Genomic DNA, 16285 nt, shown 5'->3' with positions numbered 1-16285 from the left:
CGCGACGACGGCCGCGCCTTCGACCCGACCGGCCGACTCCGGGCGCCGCCCCTGACGGGGGCCGGCTCCCGCGTCCCGGACCGGTCGTCCCGGATCCTCTCCGAGCTACGTCGGGACCGAATCGGCCAGCGGCAGCTGTGGGTCCTTCGGCGGGCCGCCGCCCCGGCCGGCCGACCTGAACAGGGCCGCGGTCGGGTCGTGGCGGCGGGGCTGACGGTGTCGCCCGGGCTGGCGCGTGCCGTCGGCCGCGCCCGGTACGGCGGTGGCGAAGGCCGAGCGGAGGCGGTGGCCGTTGACGCGCAGGACGACGGTCAGCATGAGCAGGCCGCAGGCGACGTGTTCGAGCTTCAGCCAGCCCGGCAGGCGCGGCATGACGAGCACGGGCGTGACGGTGACGGTGATGATGGCGGAGACGATCCGCAGCCGCTGGAACGCCTGGCGGATCCCGCGGGCGGCGCGTCGGGAGAGTATGACCACGACGATGCCGGACAGGACGCGGCCGCCGGCCGCGGCGTAGACCATCGGGACCTGGCCGCGCAGGACGAGGGCCGCGAGCAGCGCCACCACGCTGAGCCCCAGGTACCCGGCGGCGAGCAGCTGGACTCCGGCGAGAGCCGCCTGCGCGCGGGGCTGGTCGGCGGCGTCGAGTGTGGTGTCCACGAGCTCGCCCGCCTTTCGCCAGAGCCCTCGCCCCATTGACCTGCTGATTCTTTCATGAACCTGGTGAGGGATGACCAATCGGGACGGACACCTGACACCGTCGCGAACGGCTCGGCGCGGACCCGCCGGGCCGGCCGCACGCGGGCCGACTCGGCACGAGGGCCGCAGGATGGCCCGTTGCCACCGACACGCTGGCCACCTCACCGACGGCGACGACGCGCCGCGCACGAGTTCCGCGACGCTCGATCACTCTGTGTAATCATCGCCGGCGTGTCCCGTAACTAGCTGGGACGCATGACCGCGCTGTGCTGGTCCATCGACGTCCGCTGCCGGCCCATCGGAGTCCCGGGCGTCGGCGGGCGGTCCAGGCCGAGGAGCGAGCATGTCGAGACGTCTACCGCGGGGCCGGACGCGTCTGCTCGCGTCGGCCGGATCCGCGGGCCCGCTGGCCTGGCTCGTGCCGGCCGTGGTCGCGCTGACCGTGCTGACGGCCGCGGCGGCCGCGGCGGCCCCGGCCATGGCCGCGACACCGCCCGCTCCCGGCGGTCCGTCCGCTGCCGCGGCGACGCCGGCTCCCGCGATCACGGTGGCCACGTCCGTGGCGCCGGGCTCGTTCTCCGGCGTCGGCCAGACGCTCGACTACTCCTACCTGGTGACGAACAGCGGGGACACGCCGCTGACGAACGTCGTCGTCCACGACGCGCTCGCCGGCGTGTCGCCGGTGACCTGTTCGGCCACAGAGCTGGCCCCCGGGGGAACCAGCACCTGCGGCGCCACCTACGTGACGACCCAGGCGGACGTCGATCGTGGGCGGGTCGAGAACACCGCCGTCGCGAACGGCACGCCGCCGTCCGGCCCGCCGGTGACCTCGGCGCCGGCGCACAGCTCCGCCAGCTCCACGCTCCCACCCCTGACCGGTTCGATCAGCGTCGTGGGCCCGGCAGTTCCGCCCGTCTTCTCTATCCCGCCTGGTTCCCAGTCATCTCCGCTGACCGTCACCTTCGTCGTCGCCAACACTGGTGCCACGCCGCTGCAGGAGATCTCCATCCAGGCGACGACACCGCCGGGCACCGACCTCTTCTGCCCCAAGGGGGAACTCGCTCCCGGTGAGTCCATGAACTGCAACAGCCTGACCACGACGACCCAGACGGACGTGAACCGAGGATCGATCTACATCACTGCCGTCGTCACCGGCCGGCTCGCCACCGGCAGGTGGACGTCGGCGGCCACGACCGTCTTCGCGCACGCCTTCCAGAACCTGAGCATCGGGATAGGTTTTGGGGGCTCGGCCACCTCTTTCAGCAAGGCCGGTGATCCGGTCACCTTCACCTACCAGTTTGTCAGAACCGGAAACGTCACGCTGACCGACCTCACGCTGGAATCGTCACAGGCTGCCCCCGGCGTGCTCTGCGCCAAGACGGTGCCCCCAGCCGGCCCCGGCGGCCCGATCAACAACACGGGCTTCTGCACGGTCAAGACCGTCGCGACCCAGGCCGACGTCGACGCCGGCTTCATCTCGGACGTGGCCCGCCTCGTCGCCACCACGCCGACGGGCGAGCTGACCACCCTGCCGCCGGCGGTCGCCACCGGGCGACGAGAGGGCGCCGGGCCCATCCCCCCCACGGCCGGCGCGATCTCCCTGGCCAAGTCCGCCGCGCCGGCCGAGTTCGTCGGCGCGGGCCAGCGGCTGGACTACTCCTACCAGGTGACGAACACCGGTCCCGTCGGGCTGTCCGGCGTCCGCGTCGTGGACGGCCTGCCCGGGCTGACCCCGGTCGCCTGCCCGGCGACGACGCTGGCCCCGGGCGCGGCGATGACCTGCACCGCCTCCTACCTCACCACCGACGCGGCCGCGAACGTCGGCCAGGTCCGCAACGACGCGTTCGCCTACGGAGCGGCGGCCGGCTCGCCGCCGGTGACCTCCGCCCCGGCGGTCACGACGACACCGGGCCGGCCCGCGCAGCAGCCGAATCCCGCCATCGCCCTCGTGGCGCAGGTGGCGCCAGCCACCGTCCCCGTCACACAGCAGGTCCTGCACTACACCTACCTGGTGACGAACACCGGCAATCTCCCCTTGGGGAAGATCAGAATCACCGAGGCTCTGAAAACCGGGTCGATCTCCTGCCCCGTCGACGGGCTGCTGCCCGGCGTGACGATGTCCTGCACCGCCGACTACAGCATCACGAACCAGGACGTCGCCCGGGGCTCGGTGGACAGCCAGGCGGTAGTGACCGGGCAGTCCCCGTCGATAGTGACCGGGCAGTCCCCGTCCGGGCCCCCGGCAATCTCGGCGCCCGCGGAGACGTCCGCGACCCTGCTGCCGAGGGCGACGATCTCGCTGGGAAAGTCCATCGTCCAGACGTCGTTCACCGGCCCGGGTGAGCCGATCGACCTCACCTACGTCGCGACGAACACCAGCAGCCAGCCGCTGACCAACGTGGTCGTGTACGACGCTCTGGCAGGTGTGTCACCGGTGCGCTGCGCCGCGACGAGCCTCGCTCCGGGCCAGTCGACGACCTGCACCGCCAGCTATGTCACGACGCAGGCCGACGCCGACCGGGGCGGGTTCAGCAACAGCGCCTGGGCGGCGGGCACGCCGCCGTCGGGTCCGCCGGTCGTCTCCGAGCCGTCGATCGTGACGCTGTCGGTACCGGTCCTGTCGCTGGTGAAGACCGTCAACGCCACGTCCTTCACCGCCGCGGGTGAGCGGCTGACCTACCTCTACATCATCACCAACCGCGGCCCGGTCGCACTCACCGGCCTCGTGGTGAACGACCCGATGTCCGGCCTGTCGGCCGTGGACTGCCCGGTGACGACACTGGCCGTCACCGCGACGACGATCTGCACGGCGAACTACGTGACCACGCAGGCCGACGTCGACGCGCGGAAAGTCGAGAACGTGGCGACCGCGAGCGCGACACCACCGTTCGGTGCCACGGTGACCTCGAAGCCTTCAACCACGTCGGTTCTGCTGCGCTCCGGCACCGGCCCCGCCGGACCGCCTGGGCCTGCCGGGCCTGCCGGGCCGCCTGGGCCTGCCGGGCCTGCCGGGCCGCCTGGGCCTGCCGGGCCTGCCGGGCCTGCCGGACCGGCTGGGCCCGCCGGACCGGCAGGGCCGGTCGGACCTTCCGGACCTCCCGGACCGCCAGGTCCACCCGGACCATCTGGCGACCGGGAATGGAAGATCGACATCGGGAAGATCCGGATCCCGCCCCTCTTCGGGTAGCCCGCGGTGAACGACGTCGCGGCCCGGCCAGGCTGCCCGGCGACGGGCGCCTTCCGGGCAGGCCGAGTTGTCAGCCGATCGACCGCGAGCTAGCCGACCTGCGGGCGCAGGGCTATGTGATCACTTCCTGTCGAGCCCCGGGCGTGGTGGGATGGGGCCAAGAAGGTCGGGACCCCGCCGCAAGCCACGACGGGGTCTCGAACCGTCCGTCTACGCAGGCTTCGTAGAAGCCCTCGTCCTTGACGAAGAACTGCCGGTACTCGACGTCGACCTTCTCGTCCAGGACGGCCTGTGGCGCTGCATCGGCCATGGCTACGCACTCCCCTGCGTCACACCGGTCGCGATACACCGTCCTACCGCTCCGGCTTCTATAAAGGCGCAGACGCCATCTACCAGGAGCGGTTTGAGGAGTAGTCGCTCGGCAGCGCTGTGGTCGGATGGCCTCGTGCTCACTTGCGCTGCCGCCTATCCTTACGTCGTGACGAACAGAGGCCGTGGTCGGACGACGTCGGCCGTGATGATGTTCTGTTTGCCGGTGGGAGCACTCTTGATGGCCGGGCTGCCTGACGCTGCCCGACGTGGAGGACGAATGCACGGCCGAGGATATGCGCCTTGCCAAGAGCCTGAACAACCTTTCAGTGCTTGGAGTGCGTCCCGTCGGTGCGACTCTTGCGGATCGGGGTGCCGGCTACGGCTGTGGCGACAGCTCGGGCACCCCGTATGCGAGCCGGACCTACCGCCCCGCGGACAACACGGTCACTGAGGTGGCGGAGTTCTACCGTCACGCTGCGCCCGCAGCAGGCTGGACGCTGAAGGACGCCGACGACATCTATCCCGGTCAACGGGTCTGGTACGGCGCGAGACTGTGCTTCTCTAAGTCCGTCGACGGTGTCGCCGTGTTTCTGTCTGTGATGTTTCCAGGTGACTTCGACGATGGACCGGACGATGTGCTCGGGCCGGATCCCCGCGACTTTAGCCTGGACGTGTCCGCGGATCCCGACGGAGGCTATATGTCCTGCTAAAGATTTTCGGTTGCCGACTGGACCGTTGAGAAGGCCAGCGAACAAGGAGCGACGGTGTCCAACGTCGTCGTACTCCAGTCGGGTCGCCAGTGGGATCAGGTTTCCCTGGTCCCACTGTGACCTGACTGCGGGCTACGACTCCCGCTTGGCGCTAAGAGCCTCCGCAAAATCCTCGTCCGAGGCCGTACCGAAGGGATCGCTAAGCCTCCACGCGGTGGTACGGCAGCAATACAGCACCACCCGCAGTGCTTGCGTGTCGGTCATACCTGCTAGTTCACCAGGGTAGTTGATTTTAGGTCGTCCCAGGTGACGATCTCCCAGACGAGGCGTTCCTGGACCTGGCCGGCGGCCGCGACCCGGACCTCGTGCGGAATGGCCGTCCTGCCGTCACCGAGGGGCGGGCACACCGCGCACGTCACGACCGGCGCCTGGCTCGCCCGCCGCTGTTGCAGCATGCCGGCGACCGCCAGCGCCAGCGCGGTCCGCCCCGGCGAGACCCCCGCCGGGCACACGACGACGGTTCGGACATGCGCGAGCCTCGCCATGCTCAGCGCCACCCGGACGAGCTCGCCCCGCGCCAGCTCGACGAAGTGCAGGTCGGCCCACGCGTCCCCGACGACCGCCCGGGACCGCCGCTCGACCAGGCGGCCGGCGTGCTCCGGGGTCGCGGGCCCGGGGGCTCGCCGCAGCAGCAGGCCGGCCCGGTCGGGCAGCGCCAGGCTGACCAGCTGGGACCGCCCCGCCCGCCCGGCGTCTTCCGTGTTTCCCGCGCTCCTGATGCTCTCGGTGTCCGGCACGACGACCCGTGCCGCGCTACCCACGACCGTCTCCCCGTCCTCACTGGTGTCGTGCCTGGTGATGAACACGTGTGCGCCCTCCGTCGCCACCACTGGTCGCCCGCCCGTCAGCTGAACAGGGAGCGCCACGGCGTCGCCGGGCCGTCGTGGACCGCCGAGCGCCAGAAGAAGGACTCGGCGAAGTCCTCCGGCTCGATTTCGTCGTCGGCCTCGTCGGCCTCGTCGGTCGTGGCGGTCGTGGCGGTCGTCGCGGCGGCGCCGTCCTCGGCGGCCGGGGCCGTCGCGGGATCCGGCTGGCGGTCGGTGTCCGGCCGCTGGTCGTCGTCGGTTCGCTCCCCGGGGGGCGACAGTGCGAGGCCGACCGTGGCGACCGCCGCCGCCACCTCGTCCGCCCACGGGATCTCCTCCGCCTCGGGCGCCGCACCCACCCGAGCCGGGCTGGCCGGACGAGCGCCGTGCGGGCCGAGACGGGTGGCCAGCCCGGCACGGCGGGTCCGGGGTCCCCTCGTGTCGTGCGGCGCGGTCGCTGGCGCGGCCGGCTCGTCGGCTCCGGTCGATGTGAGTCTCCCGGCTGGCTCGTGTTCTGCTGCCTGGTCTTGGTTGGACGTCCAGTCCTGCTTGGGCACGGCTCCTCCTGACGCTCCCGGCTCTGTCGTACCCGACAGTGTCGCACCCATCAGTCCTACCGTCCGCAAGGTGGAGCGCTTCGTAACCATCGGCTACCTGATGAAGCGCCTAAAGGTGGGCCGTACGCGCGCGTACCAGCTCACCCGGCGCCCGTCCTACCCCGCGCCCGCAGGCACGGCCGACCACATGCGCATCTGGCTCAAGGCCGACGTGGACGCGTGGCTGACCGCTCATCGCCCCGACGCCGTCCCCGAGGAGACCACCGACGATGACGATGACGGCGGCAAAGGCGCCTAGCGGCAGCGGCTGACGTCGGCGCCGATCTGCCGGCTAGTGCCGCCTCCGACAGGGTTCGCCCGGTCCTGGCGTCCCCATGATCGCTATTTGAGCCCTGTGGTGGTCGTAACCGGGCCGGTTTCGTAGCCACCAGGGGGCGCCAGCGCCGATCAAGGCGACGGGCTGACCTTGGCGGTCACAGCACTAGTGTGCCCCGTCAGAAATTAGGCGGGTAAGTACTACTCTGTCGCTATGGTGCGTTCCGGCTCTGCTGCGGTTGAGGTCGTCCTGTCTGAGGACGAGCGTGGCGAGTTGGTCCGGCGGCTGGGCGATGTGGATCGCCGGGTCGTGGAGCGGGCGCGGATCGTGTTGGCGGCGGCGGAGGGCCTGTCGAACCCGGAAGTGGCCGCGTCGGTCGGGGTGTCGTTGCGGACGGCGGGCCGCTGGCGGCGGTCGTTCGCCCGTGGCCGGTTGGCTGGTCTGGAGGATGCTGCTCCGTCGGGTCGGTCGAAGGCCGCGGAGCTTGTGCTGTCCGAGCCCGAGCGGGTCCAGTTGGAACGCTGGGCGCGGCGGGCGAAGACGGCCCAGTTCCTCGCGTTGCGGGCACGGATCGTGCTGCGCGCCGCTGAGGGCGGGACTGATCGGCGGGTCGCCGCCGAGCTCGGCGTCGACGAGTCGACGGTGCTGCGATGGCGGACCCGGTTCACCGAACGTCGCCTCGACGGGCTGTCCGACGAGCCGCGGGTGGGCCGGCCCCCGTCGATTCTGCTCGACCAGGTCGAGGACGTGATCGTCGCGACGCTGGAAACGACGCCCGGGGCGGACACGCACTGGTCGCGGGCGTCGATGGCGAAACGCACCGGCCTGTCGCCCTCGACGATCGGGCGGATCTGGAAACGCTTCGACCTCAAACCGCATCTGCAGGACAGCTTCAAGCTCTCGACCGACCCGCAGTTCGTGGCCAAGGTCGTCGACGTCGTCGGCCTTTACCACAACCCGCCGGAGAAGGCGGTCGTGCTCTGCGTCGACGAGAAAAGCCAGATCCAGGCGCTCGACCGCTCCCAGCCGGTCCTGCCGATGATGCCCGGCATGCCCGAGCGGCGCACCCACGACTACCTGCGCCACGGCATCACCAGCCTGTTCGCCGCCTTCAACATCGCCGACGGCACCGTCATCGGGGAACTGCACCGCCGCCACCGCGCCATCGAGTTCCGCAAATTCCTGGTCTCGATCGACAAGGCCGTCCCGGCAGGCCTGGACGTGCACCTGGTCTGCGACAACTACGCCACCCACAACACCCCCGAGATCAGGATCTGGCTGGAACGCCATCCCCGCTTCCACGTCCACTTCACCCCGACCGGTTCCTCCTGGATCAACCAGGTCGAACGCTGGTTCGGCCTGCTCACCGACAAGCTCATCCGCCGAGGCGTCCACACCTCCGTCCAGGCCCTCGAGACCGACATCCGCACCTGGATCGACACCTGGAACCGCGACCCCCGGCCCTTCACCTGGACCAAGACCGCCGACGAGATCCTCGCCTCCCTCGCCGACTACCTCACCAAGATCAACCCATCGGCAGCCAACAACAAGGCAAACCTGGCCAGCGAGATTTCTGACGGGGAACACTAGAGACGGCCGCCGGTGCGGAGGTCCGCTGGGACCCAGGCGGGGTCGCGGCGTTCGGAGAAGGCGAGCCAGCCCTCGCGGGCCTCGGACCCGAAAACGCTCTTGTCCATGGTCATGCGGTCGTAGGTCCCGTAGTGGGTGCCGATGACGCGCTTGACGTCGGCGCGGGCCTCCGGGCCGCCTCGGCAGCAGGCCCGTAGGCCTTCCAGCGCGGCGTCCATGACCTCGTCGTGCGGAACGACCCGGGCGACCAGGCCCCAGTCGAGCGCCTCGGCGGCGGTAACGACGCGGCCCGTGTAAAGCATGTCCTTCGCCCGGGCTGGGCCGATCTGGGCGGGCAGATACTGCGCGTAGCCGGTGTCGGCGATGCCGCGGTAGACCTCCGGGGCGCGGAAGGTGGCCCGGTCGCTGGCGACGGCGAGGTCGGACATGATCGCGATGAGCAGGCCGCCGCCCTGGGCGATGCCGTTGACGGCGCTGACCACCGGCTTGCGGGAGTGGCGGACCGCGTCGAACGGCGTGTTGTCCATGCCGAAGAGCATCGGACCGCCCCAGTCGTCCGGCGCGTTGTGGCCGAGGTCGCCGCCGGGGATGAAGACGTCGCCAGTACCGGTGATCAGCAGGCCGGCGAGGTCCGGGTCACGGTTGACCAGGTCGACGGCGTAGCGGACGCCGAAGTACATCGACGCGGTCATCGCGTTGCGCGCCTTCGGCCGGTCCACGGCGCAGACGGCGAGGCTGCCCCGGCGTTCGAACCGCAGGTAGGGGGTGCCGAGCCAGTCGCCCTCCGGCGGGCGTGCCGCGCCAGCCCGCCCAGCGGCGCCGGTAGCCGCACCCCCCACGTTGCCCGCGTTGCCGTCCATCGGGATGTCTCCTTGCCGCGGATCCCAAACTAAGATTGGATATTGAAGACAATATGTGAACTTGTCGGGAGGTGCTGGTTGGCATGGCGCGTGCGGTCGGCGAGCCCGCGTGAGCCCGTCTGAGGAGATTGGTCGCGCCTGATGGCGGGGTGCGTCATTCTGACTAACCGTCAGACTCCCACGGCACCGGGTTTCCGACCGCGCAATGATCTACCCGATCGCGCTCCGGGGTATGAGACCAACTGCCCCGCCGGACCAGGCCGGGCGCCGGAACGGGCCGCGCGGGAGTGCGGGAAGCCGCGCCGGTGACACGCGCGGTCGGACGGCTCATGAGAGGACGGCTGGCATGGTCAGCACACGAGCGGCGCTGTTGTTCGGCCCCGGTCAGGACTACAAGATCGAGACCATCGAGCTGGACGACCCACGGGCCGGCGAGGTTCTCATCCAGCTGCGCGCGACCGGCCTGTGTCATTCCGACGAGCACGCCCGCACCGGCGACATGCCGATGCCGCACTATCCGGTCGTCTGTGGCCACGAGGGTGCCGGTGAGGTCGTCGCCGTCGGCGAGGGGGTCACGTCGGTCGCCCCCGGTGACCATGTCGCGATGTCGTTCGTCCCGTCGTGCGGGCAGTGCCAGCCCTGCCGGTCCGGGCGGGCCTACCTGTGCGACGTGGGGGCGAAGCTGTTCGACCTCGGAATGATCACCGATGGCCGGGTGGCCCACCGGTACGGTGACACGCCCGTCGCCCGCTACACGCAGCTCGGCGCGTTCGCCGAGTACCAGCTGCTCGCCGAGTCGTCCGTCATCAAGGTCGACCGGGACATCCCGTGGACCGCCGTCGCGCTGGTCTCCTGCGGCGTGGCGACCGGGTTCGGTTCCGCCGTCAACCGCGGCGAGGTCCGCCCGGGCGACACCGTCGCCGTTCTCGGCGTCGGTGGCATCGGCATCAACGCCGTGCAGGGCGCGAAGATCGCCGGAGCGGCCAAGATCATTGGCGTCGATCCGGTGGAGTTCAAGCGAGAGCAGGCGCTGCGCTTCGGCGCGACCCATACCTTCTCGTCGCTGGACGAGGCGATCGCCGGGACGGGTCCGCTCACCGGCGGCGCGATGTGCGACGTCGTCATCTGCACGTTCGGCGTCATGCTCGGCAGCCTGCTCGAGCCGGCGCTGACGCTCACCGCCAAGGGCGGCACCTGCGTGGTCACGTCGGTTGCGCCGATGGCGCAGGGTCAGGTCGACATGAACCTGTTCATGATGGCGATGATGAACAAGCAGCTCCGCGGCACCGTGTACGGCTCGGTGAGCCCGCGGGTGCAGATCCCGAAGCTGTTCGACCTGTACCGGGCCGGGATCCTGAAGCTCGACGAGCTGGTCACGAAGACGTACTCCCTCGACCAGGTCAACGAGGGCTACGCCGACCTGGAGGCCGGCCGCATCCTGCGCGGCGCGCTGGTCTTCTAGGCCGTTCACTTCCGGGCCGTCCGCTTCCAGGCCGTCCGCGGGCATCGCCATCGCCGACAAACCAACTGTGACGACGGGAGACGTGAGAACGCCGATGGCTGCGCCCGGGCCCATGGAAGGCACGCGACCGCTGGAAGGCGCCCGACCGCTGGAAGGCACGACGGCGCTGGTCACGGGCGGTGGCGGCGGGATCGGCCTCGCGGTCGCCCGCCGCCTCGCGGCCGACGGGTCGAACGTGCTGATCTGCGGGCGGACCGCGAGCCGGCTCGACGACGCGGTGAAGCAGATCGAGCCGGCCGCCGCCCCGGGCGCCGAGATCCGCCGCCTGGTCGCGGACGTCACCGTCGAGGAGGACGTCGCGGCCGCCGTCGCGGCCGCCTGCGAGATCACCGGCGGGCTGGACGCCGTCGTCGCCGTGGCCGGCGGCAACAACGTCATCAGCCCGCTCACCCAGGTCGACGTCGCCAAGTGGCGCGAGACGGTGGATCTCAACATCACCGGCACGCTGCTGGCCATCAAGTACGGTGCCCGCCCGATGGCCCGCGCCGGGCGCGGCTCGATCGTCGGGGTGTCCTCGATCGCCGCCAGCAACACCCATCGCTGGTTCGGCCCGTACGGCGTCTCCAAGGCCGGTGTCGACCACCTGTGCCAGCTCGCCGCCGACGAGCTCGGCGCGAGCGGCGTCCGGGTCAACTGCGTGCGCCCCGGCCTTATCCGCACCGACCTCGTCGAGACGATCTTCGCCATGCCGGAGGTGCTCGACGACTACATGCGCTGCACGCCGCTGGGCCGGCCCGGCGAGCCGGAGGACGTCGCGGACCTGATCCGCTTCCTCGTCGGCCCGGAGTCGACCTGGCTCACCGGTCAGGTGATCAACATCGACGGCGGGCACTGCCTGCGCCGCGGGCCGGACTTCTCCCCGCTGCTCGGCTCGGTGTTCGGCGCCGACGGGTTACGCGGCGTCGTCCCAGAGGAGGGCTGAACTGGTGGCGAGCGGCGACACCCCGGAGGCGATCACCGGCGCGCGAACGGACGGGCGGGAGACCGGGATCGACGCCCGGAACGTCGACGCCCAGAACATCGACGCCCGGAACATCGTGCTGCCGCCGCTGCACCCGTTCGTCGCGATGGACGTCCCCGCGCTGCTGGCGGACCGGGCCGCCCGCCGCGGCGACCACCCGTTCCTGGTCTGGGACCCGCCGGACGGCGTCGGGGCGACCTGGACCTACGCCGAGTTCGCCCACGACGTCGAGGCGACCGCCGCCGGGCTCGCCGCCCGCGGTGTCGGGCCCGGCGACGCCGTCATCCTGCACCTGGACAACAGCCCGGCCTTCCTGCACGTCTGGTTCGCCTGCGCCCGCCTCGGCGCGATCGCCGTCGACGTGAACACCCGCTACGTCGAGGACGAGCTGGCGCACGCCGCCGGCCTGGTCGGCGCCGTCGGCATCGTCACCGACCCGCGCCTCGGCCTCGCCGACGGCCCCACGGCCGCCGGCCTTCGCTGGCGCGTCCTGCTCGACCCGGCCACCGGCCTCGTCCCGGACCTGCGCGGCGACCCGGCCGCGCTGCCGGTGGCCCGCCCGCCGGACCCGGCGACGCCGCTGTCGGTCCAGCTGACCTCCGGCACCACCGCCCGGCCGAAGGCCGTCCTCTACACGCACGCCAACGCGCTGTGGGCGGCGCGCACCGGTGCCGCGCACTGGAAGCTGCGCGACGACGACCGGATGCTCGTCTTCGCGCCGCTGTTCCACACCCACGCCCTGACCTGGCAGATGCTGCCGACGCTGTGGGTCGGCGGGACGGTCGTGTTGGTGCCGAAGTTCTCCACCAGCCGGTTCTGGGACACCTCGATCCGCAACGCCTGCACGGTCACCGGCCTGGTCGGCATCATGATCCAGGTTCTGCCGCGGATGCCGGTGCCGGCGGAGCACACCTACCGCAGCTGGATCTTCGGCCTCGAGATGCCCGAGCTGGAGCGGCTGTTCGGCCTGCGGCTGTTCAGCGCCTGGGGCATGACCGAGGTCGTCACCACCGTCGTCATCGGGGAGCCGGACGCACCCGAGCCGGAACCCCGGACGATCGGGCGCCCGGCCCCCGGCTACGACGTGCGGATCCGGCTCGCCGACGGCCGGGACGCCGCCGGCGGCGAGACCGGTGAGCTGCGCGTCGGCGGGGTGCGCGGCCTGTCGCTGTTCGCCGGCTACCTCGGCGACCCGGCCGCCACCGCCGCCGCCTTCGACGAGGACGGCTACTTCCGGACCGGCGACGAGGTGACGCTGCTGCCGAGCGGCGCGATCCGCTTCTCGAGCCGGTCGAAGGACATGCTCAAGGTCAGCGGCGAGAACGTGGCCGCCGCCGAGATCGAGCGGGTCATCAACACCGTGCCCAGGGTGCGCGAGTCCGCCGTCGTCGCCCGGCCGGATCCCGTCCGCCAGGAGGTCCCGGTCGCGTTCGTGACCGTCACCGACGCGGCCGGCGACGACCACGACGCGCTGGCGGCCGAGATCGTCGCGTGCTGCCAGGCCTCGCTCGCCGACTTCAAGGTGCCGCGCGCGGTCCATGTCGTCGACGCGCTGCCCCGCGCCACCCTCGAGAAGGTCGCCAAGGCGACCCTGCGCCAGTGGGCGCTCGAGCGGATGACATCGACGCCCGCACCGCCGCCGACACTGCCAGCCGCCCAGGAGCCCGCCCCCGCGCGTTAGGACGTCGTGATTCGGGTCCCTGCCGGCCCAGCCCCGCGGGGCGTCCGCGGGGCGCCGCGCCGCGCGCCCGCGCTGGTGAGAGCACTATTCTCGCCAATGGGAACGAAACCTCCCACGCGCCGGTGGCACCGGCCGGCGGTCGACGAAGGGATGGGACGACGATGAGTGTCGACACCACGGCGGAAGGCTCGGCGCCCGGGACCGCCCCGCGTCAGCAGCGGCGTGGGCGGCGGATAGCGATGACGCCCGCCGAGATCGACGCGTTTCTGGCCGAGGAGCGGACCTGTCGGGTCTCGACGGTCGGGGCCGACGGCGCCCCGCACACCTCGGCGCTGTGGTTCGTGTGGGACGGGTCGGCGTTGTGGCTGAACAGCATCGTCAAGAGCCAGCGCTGGACGGATCTCAACCGTGACCCGCGGGTGTCGGTCATCATCGACACCGGCCACGGCTTCGGTGAGCTACGCGGTGTCGAGCTGATCGGCCACGTAGGCGTCGTCGGCGAGGTTCCCCGCACCGGCGACGCGGCCGCCGCCGACCTGCTCGCCGAGCCCGAGCGGCTGTTCGGTGACAAGTACGGCAACGGAAAGTTCCACTACGACGGCCGGCACGCCTGGCTGAAGCTCGTCCCAGAGAAGATCGTTAGCTGGGACTTCCGCAAGACCGGGATGTAGCTAGCTACCCCTGACCGGCGGCGCCGGCGGTCCTCGGCGAGGCGCCGGCGCGCGGCCGGCCGCCGTCCGGGGGATGGACCTCCGGGCTGGCGGCGGCGGGGGAGACGGCGACGGCGTCCCGCGCCGGGTTGGTGCGCAGCACCGCGTCGGCGACCGGGGACGTGACGCCCAGCCAGTAGCGCTCGTTGCGGTAGTGGTGCAGCCGGTGGTTGCGCCACGCCCGCCGGTAGAACTCCGAGCGGGGCTGGTAGCGGGTGTGGATCAGGAAGTGCGTCCAGTCGTAGGCGAGCACCGCCGCGCCGACGCAGAACATCCCGGTGGCCAGCCGCGGTGAGCCGACGGCGCCGGCCGCGAGCGCGACCGCGCCGGCGCCGAGCATGTCCTGCCCCCGCATGAACATCGAGTTCAGGTTCGCCGGGTCGCGGTGGTGCTGGGCGTGTCCCCAGCCGGCTGCCCGGTAGGCGGCACGGCCGTACCGCCCCTGCGCCTGCGCGTGCAGCACGAAGCGGTGGATCGCCCACTCCACGAAGGGCTGCACCGCCACGGCACCGACCGCGACCACCGCGTCGGACCGGCGGAAGTCACCGCGCGCGGCGCGCGCGGCCCCGAGCGTCGCGACGACGCCGATCAGCACCGGCGGGCGCGGATGCTCCAGGAAGCGACGCAGCGCGCCGGGCAGGGTGCTGACCTCGGTCGCGCGGCCATGCGGCCCCGGCGGGTCGAGGAGGCGCACGAACCGGTGGTGGCGCGCGCGCACAGCGGCCCGAGCCCGCCGCGCGGGGGCGGCGCCCGGCCGGGCAGCGCGCCCGCCCGCCTCGAGGAGGATGGCGCCGGCGGGGCCCAGCCGCCGCGCGGCCGATCGTGGGCCGTGCAGCGGGAAGCCGTTGACCATGACATGGACTTTACGTGTCCTACTGGTGTCCGGCAGCCGACCTGTCTGGGAACGCCGCAGAACAACCGGTATGCGACGCCGGGAGGTGTCGGACATCGGGCCGGCTTGGCGGCCGGTCAGCGGCCAGTCACCGACCACCCGGCGGCCGGCCGGCGATCAGTCGGCGGTCGGCAGGGGGCCAGCCGGCAGGAGGTCAGTCGGCGTGGTGGACGACGGCGCCGGCGACCAGGGTGAGGACGGCCGGGCCGGGGTCGAGGTCGGCGAGCACCGCCCTGGTGGGCTGGGCGAGCAGGCACAGGTCGGCTGGCGCGCCGGGGACGACCCGGCGCGGCGGACCGCCCGGGTCGGCCGGGTCGCCGAGGTAGAGGGCGAGCGCCCGGGCCGGGGACAGCGCCTCGTCCGGGCCCATGACCTGCCCGGATGGTGCCCGGCGGCGCACGGCGGCCCGCATCGAGGCCCACGGGTCGGCGCCGCCGAACGGGGCGTCCGTGCCGGCGGCCAGCGGGATGCCGGCGGCGAGCAGGCCGGCGCACCGGTACAGCCAGGGCAGGTCGTCCGGCTCGACGTCGCGCAGGTAGGCGTCCCCGCGCTCGGCGAGGAAGTGCGGCTGGGTGACCACGGTCAGGCCGGCGTCGGCGACCGGCCTGGCGAGGTCGGGCGGTAGCACCGCCGCGTGCTCGATCCGGTCGCCGGGCAGCGCGCCGCCACCCGCGTCCAGCGCGGCGAGCGCGAGCGCGAGCTGCAGCCGGGTCACGCAGTGGACCGCGATCCGCCGCCCCCGCGCGCGCGCCGCCCGCACCGTCGCCGCGAGCTCGTCCAGGTCGACCGGCTGCCCGTCGTCCAACACGATCTTCACCGGGCCGAACCCGATCCGGGTGGCCCCGCTGTTCCATGATCTGGTGGATTTCTCCGTGCCAGAGCTCCGAGGATCCCACCAGATCATGGGGCGGCGGGGCGCGTCCCCGCCGGGAGGGAGCGGCGACGCGGTCAGGTCGGGCGGACCGGTCAGCACCAGGCGCTGCGGGATCGACCCATCCCCGACGGCGGCCCGCAGCGTCGCGACCTGGGCCGGGCCGGTGGTGGCGGTCGCGTCGGTGACGCCGGTGACGCCATGGCCGGCCAGCCGGGCGCCGACGGCGGCGAGGTCCGCCCGTTCCACCACGCCGCCGACGCCCGCCGCGGCCAGCAGCCGGCCGAGCCGGTCGTCCTCCCGGAAGAAGCGGCCGTCTGCCGGCAGGCCGGCCGCGGCGTCATCACCGGCGGTGCGCCCGCGGGCCAGACGCGTGCCGGCCGTGTGCCCGCCGGCCGCGCGTCCGCCGGCCGGGTGCCCGGTGGGCACGCGCAGCGCCGCGAGGGCGGCCGAGTTGAGGACCCACAGCGCGCCGGAGCGGTGCTGCACGCGTACGGGCACGTCGGCGACGATCCGGTCGAGCGTGTGGCGGTCGAGGTCGCCGGCGACCG

Annotated in this window: 15 protein-coding genes; 8 read left to right on the top strand and 7 right to left on the bottom strand. The window is 72.2% G+C overall.

Annotated elements, in window-relative coordinates; translation table 11 throughout:
- Positions 1 to 105: 105 nt before the first annotated feature.
- Entirely contained in the window at positions 106 to 660 is a 555-nt protein-coding gene (locus FRCN3DRAFT_RS47045; RefSeq protein WP_007509714.1) for a hypothetical protein, read from the bottom strand.
- Between the two features lie 382 nt (positions 661 to 1042).
- Between FRCN3DRAFT_RS47045 and FRCN3DRAFT_RS0230050 the strand changes: the two genes are divergently transcribed.
- Positions 1043 to 3886, top strand: a complete 2844-nt coding sequence (locus FRCN3DRAFT_RS0230050) for a DUF7507 domain-containing protein (RefSeq protein WP_007509712.1) — start codon at positions 1043 to 1045, stop codon at positions 3884 to 3886.
- Between the two features lie 112 nt (positions 3887 to 3998).
- Here the strand turns inward: FRCN3DRAFT_RS0230050 and FRCN3DRAFT_RS47040 are convergent, their stop codons facing one another.
- Complete coding sequence (locus tag FRCN3DRAFT_RS47040; RefSeq protein ID WP_007509710.1) at positions 3999 to 4196, bottom strand: hypothetical protein; 198 nt, start codon at positions 4194 to 4196, stop codon at positions 3999 to 4001.
- Between the two features lie 268 nt (positions 4197 to 4464).
- Here FRCN3DRAFT_RS47040 and FRCN3DRAFT_RS0230045 point away from each other — a divergent pair, with 268 nt between their 5' ends.
- The gene (locus FRCN3DRAFT_RS0230045) at positions 4465 to 4908 is read left to right on the top strand and encodes a hypothetical protein (protein WP_232794199.1); all 444 of its coding nucleotides are present in this window, start codon (positions 4465 to 4467) and stop codon (positions 4906 to 4908) included.
- Between the two features lie 269 nt (positions 4909 to 5177).
- On the opposite strand, the gene FRCN3DRAFT_RS0230035 is transcribed toward FRCN3DRAFT_RS0230045, so the two are convergent.
- Positions 5178 to 5774: a hypothetical protein gene (locus FRCN3DRAFT_RS0230035; RefSeq protein ID WP_007509707.1), complete on the bottom strand. Its 597-nt coding sequence runs from the start codon at positions 5772 to 5774 to the stop codon at positions 5178 to 5180.
- Between the two features lie 38 nt (positions 5775 to 5812).
- Positions 5813 to 6331: a hypothetical protein gene (locus FRCN3DRAFT_RS54425; protein WP_007509704.1), complete on the bottom strand. Its 519-nt coding sequence runs from the start codon at positions 6329 to 6331 to the stop codon at positions 5813 to 5815.
- A gap of 70 nt (positions 6332 to 6401) precedes the next feature.
- Between FRCN3DRAFT_RS54425 and FRCN3DRAFT_RS0230025 the strand changes: the two genes are divergently transcribed.
- Positions 6402 to 6629: a hypothetical protein gene (locus tag FRCN3DRAFT_RS0230025; RefSeq protein ID WP_007509702.1), complete on the top strand. Its 228-nt coding sequence runs from the start codon at positions 6402 to 6404 to the stop codon at positions 6627 to 6629.
- A gap of 231 nt (positions 6630 to 6860) precedes the next feature.
- On the top strand, positions 6861 to 8237 hold the full coding sequence (locus FRCN3DRAFT_RS47035; protein ID WP_007509700.1) for an IS630 family transposase: 1377 nt from the start codon (positions 6861 to 6863) through the stop codon (positions 8235 to 8237).
- Here the strand turns inward: FRCN3DRAFT_RS47035 and FRCN3DRAFT_RS0230015 are convergent.
- Positions 8234 to 9097, bottom strand: coding sequence for an enoyl-CoA hydratase/isomerase family protein (locus FRCN3DRAFT_RS0230015; RefSeq protein WP_007509696.1), 864 nt, complete (start codon positions 9095 to 9097; stop codon positions 8234 to 8236). The genes FRCN3DRAFT_RS47035 and FRCN3DRAFT_RS0230015 overlap by 4 nt on opposite strands.
- 346 nt (positions 9098 to 9443) lie before the next feature.
- On the opposite strand from FRCN3DRAFT_RS0230015, the gene FRCN3DRAFT_RS0230010 reads away from it, so the two are divergent.
- From FRCN3DRAFT_RS0230010 to FRCN3DRAFT_RS0229995, 4 genes are all read left to right on the top strand, one after another.
- The gene (locus tag FRCN3DRAFT_RS0230010; RefSeq protein WP_007509695.1) at positions 9444 to 10559 is read left to right on the top strand and encodes an NDMA-dependent alcohol dehydrogenase; all 1116 of its coding nucleotides are present in this window, start codon (positions 9444 to 9446) and stop codon (positions 10557 to 10559) included.
- A 112-nt stretch (positions 10560 to 10671) separates the two neighbouring features.
- Positions 10672 to 11541, top strand: coding sequence for an SDR family oxidoreductase (locus FRCN3DRAFT_RS0230005; protein ID WP_035925390.1), 870 nt, complete (start codon positions 10672 to 10674; stop codon positions 11539 to 11541).
- A gap of 4 nt (positions 11542 to 11545) precedes the next feature.
- Positions 11546 to 13261 (top strand): AMP-binding protein, encoded by a 1716-nt coding sequence (locus FRCN3DRAFT_RS0230000; protein WP_007509691.1) that lies wholly within the window; start codon positions 11546 to 11548, stop codon positions 13259 to 13261.
- A 161-nt stretch (positions 13262 to 13422) separates the two neighbouring features.
- The gene (locus FRCN3DRAFT_RS0229995) at positions 13423 to 13932 is read left to right on the top strand and encodes a pyridoxamine 5'-phosphate oxidase family protein (RefSeq protein ID WP_007509688.1); all 510 of its coding nucleotides are present in this window, start codon (positions 13423 to 13425) and stop codon (positions 13930 to 13932) included.
- A gap of 4 nt (positions 13933 to 13936) precedes the next feature.
- On the opposite strand, the gene FRCN3DRAFT_RS0229990 is transcribed toward FRCN3DRAFT_RS0229995, so the two are convergent.
- Together FRCN3DRAFT_RS0229990 and FRCN3DRAFT_RS47030 are read right to left on the bottom strand one after the other, a co-directional pair.
- Positions 13937 to 14824 carry a sterol desaturase family protein gene (locus FRCN3DRAFT_RS0229990; RefSeq protein ID WP_027141066.1) on the bottom strand — a complete coding sequence of 296 codons (888 nt, stop codon included), beginning with the start codon at positions 14822 to 14824 and terminating at the stop codon, positions 13937 to 13939.
- A gap of 193 nt (positions 14825 to 15017) precedes the next feature.
- On the bottom strand, positions 15018 to 16285 hold a 1268-nt coding region (locus tag FRCN3DRAFT_RS47030; protein ID WP_007520855.1), incomplete at its 5' end, for an amidohydrolase family protein.

This window comes from Pseudofrankia saprophytica, from assembly GCF_000235425.2.
Classification (GTDB): Bacteria; Actinomycetota; Actinomycetes; order Frankiales; family Frankiaceae; genus Pseudofrankia; species Pseudofrankia saprophytica.
Note: the sequence above shows the minus strand (reverse complement) of the source record. Positions and strands in the feature narration are given on the sequence as shown.

Coding starts and splice junctions, on each gene's coding strand:
- FRCN3DRAFT_RS47040 (WP_007509710.1), bottom strand. CDS start 4,196: ATGGCCGATGCAGCGCCACAGGCCGTCCTGGACGAGAAGGTCGACGTC.
- FRCN3DRAFT_RS0230005 (WP_035925390.1), top strand. CDS start 10,672: ATGGAAGGCACGCGACCGCTGGAAGGCGCCCGACCGCTGGAAGGCACG.
- FRCN3DRAFT_RS0229990 (WP_027141066.1), bottom strand. CDS start 14,824: ATGGTCAACGGCTTCCCGCTGCACGGCCCACGATCGGCCGCGCGGCGG.
- FRCN3DRAFT_RS0230010 (WP_007509695.1), top strand. CDS start 9,444: ATGGTCAGCACACGAGCGGCGCTGTTGTTCGGCCCCGGTCAGGACTAC.
- FRCN3DRAFT_RS0230015 (WP_007509696.1), bottom strand. CDS start 9,097: ATGGACGGCAACGCGGGCAACGTGGGGGGTGCGGCTACCGGCGCCGCT.
- FRCN3DRAFT_RS0230050 (WP_007509712.1), top strand. CDS start 1,043: ATGTCGAGACGTCTACCGCGGGGCCGGACGCGTCTGCTCGCGTCGGCC.
- FRCN3DRAFT_RS0229995 (WP_007509688.1), top strand. CDS start 13,423: ATGAGTGTCGACACCACGGCGGAAGGCTCGGCGCCCGGGACCGCCCCG.
- FRCN3DRAFT_RS47035 (WP_007509700.1), top strand. CDS start 6,861: ATGGTGCGTTCCGGCTCTGCTGCGGTTGAGGTCGTCCTGTCTGAGGAC.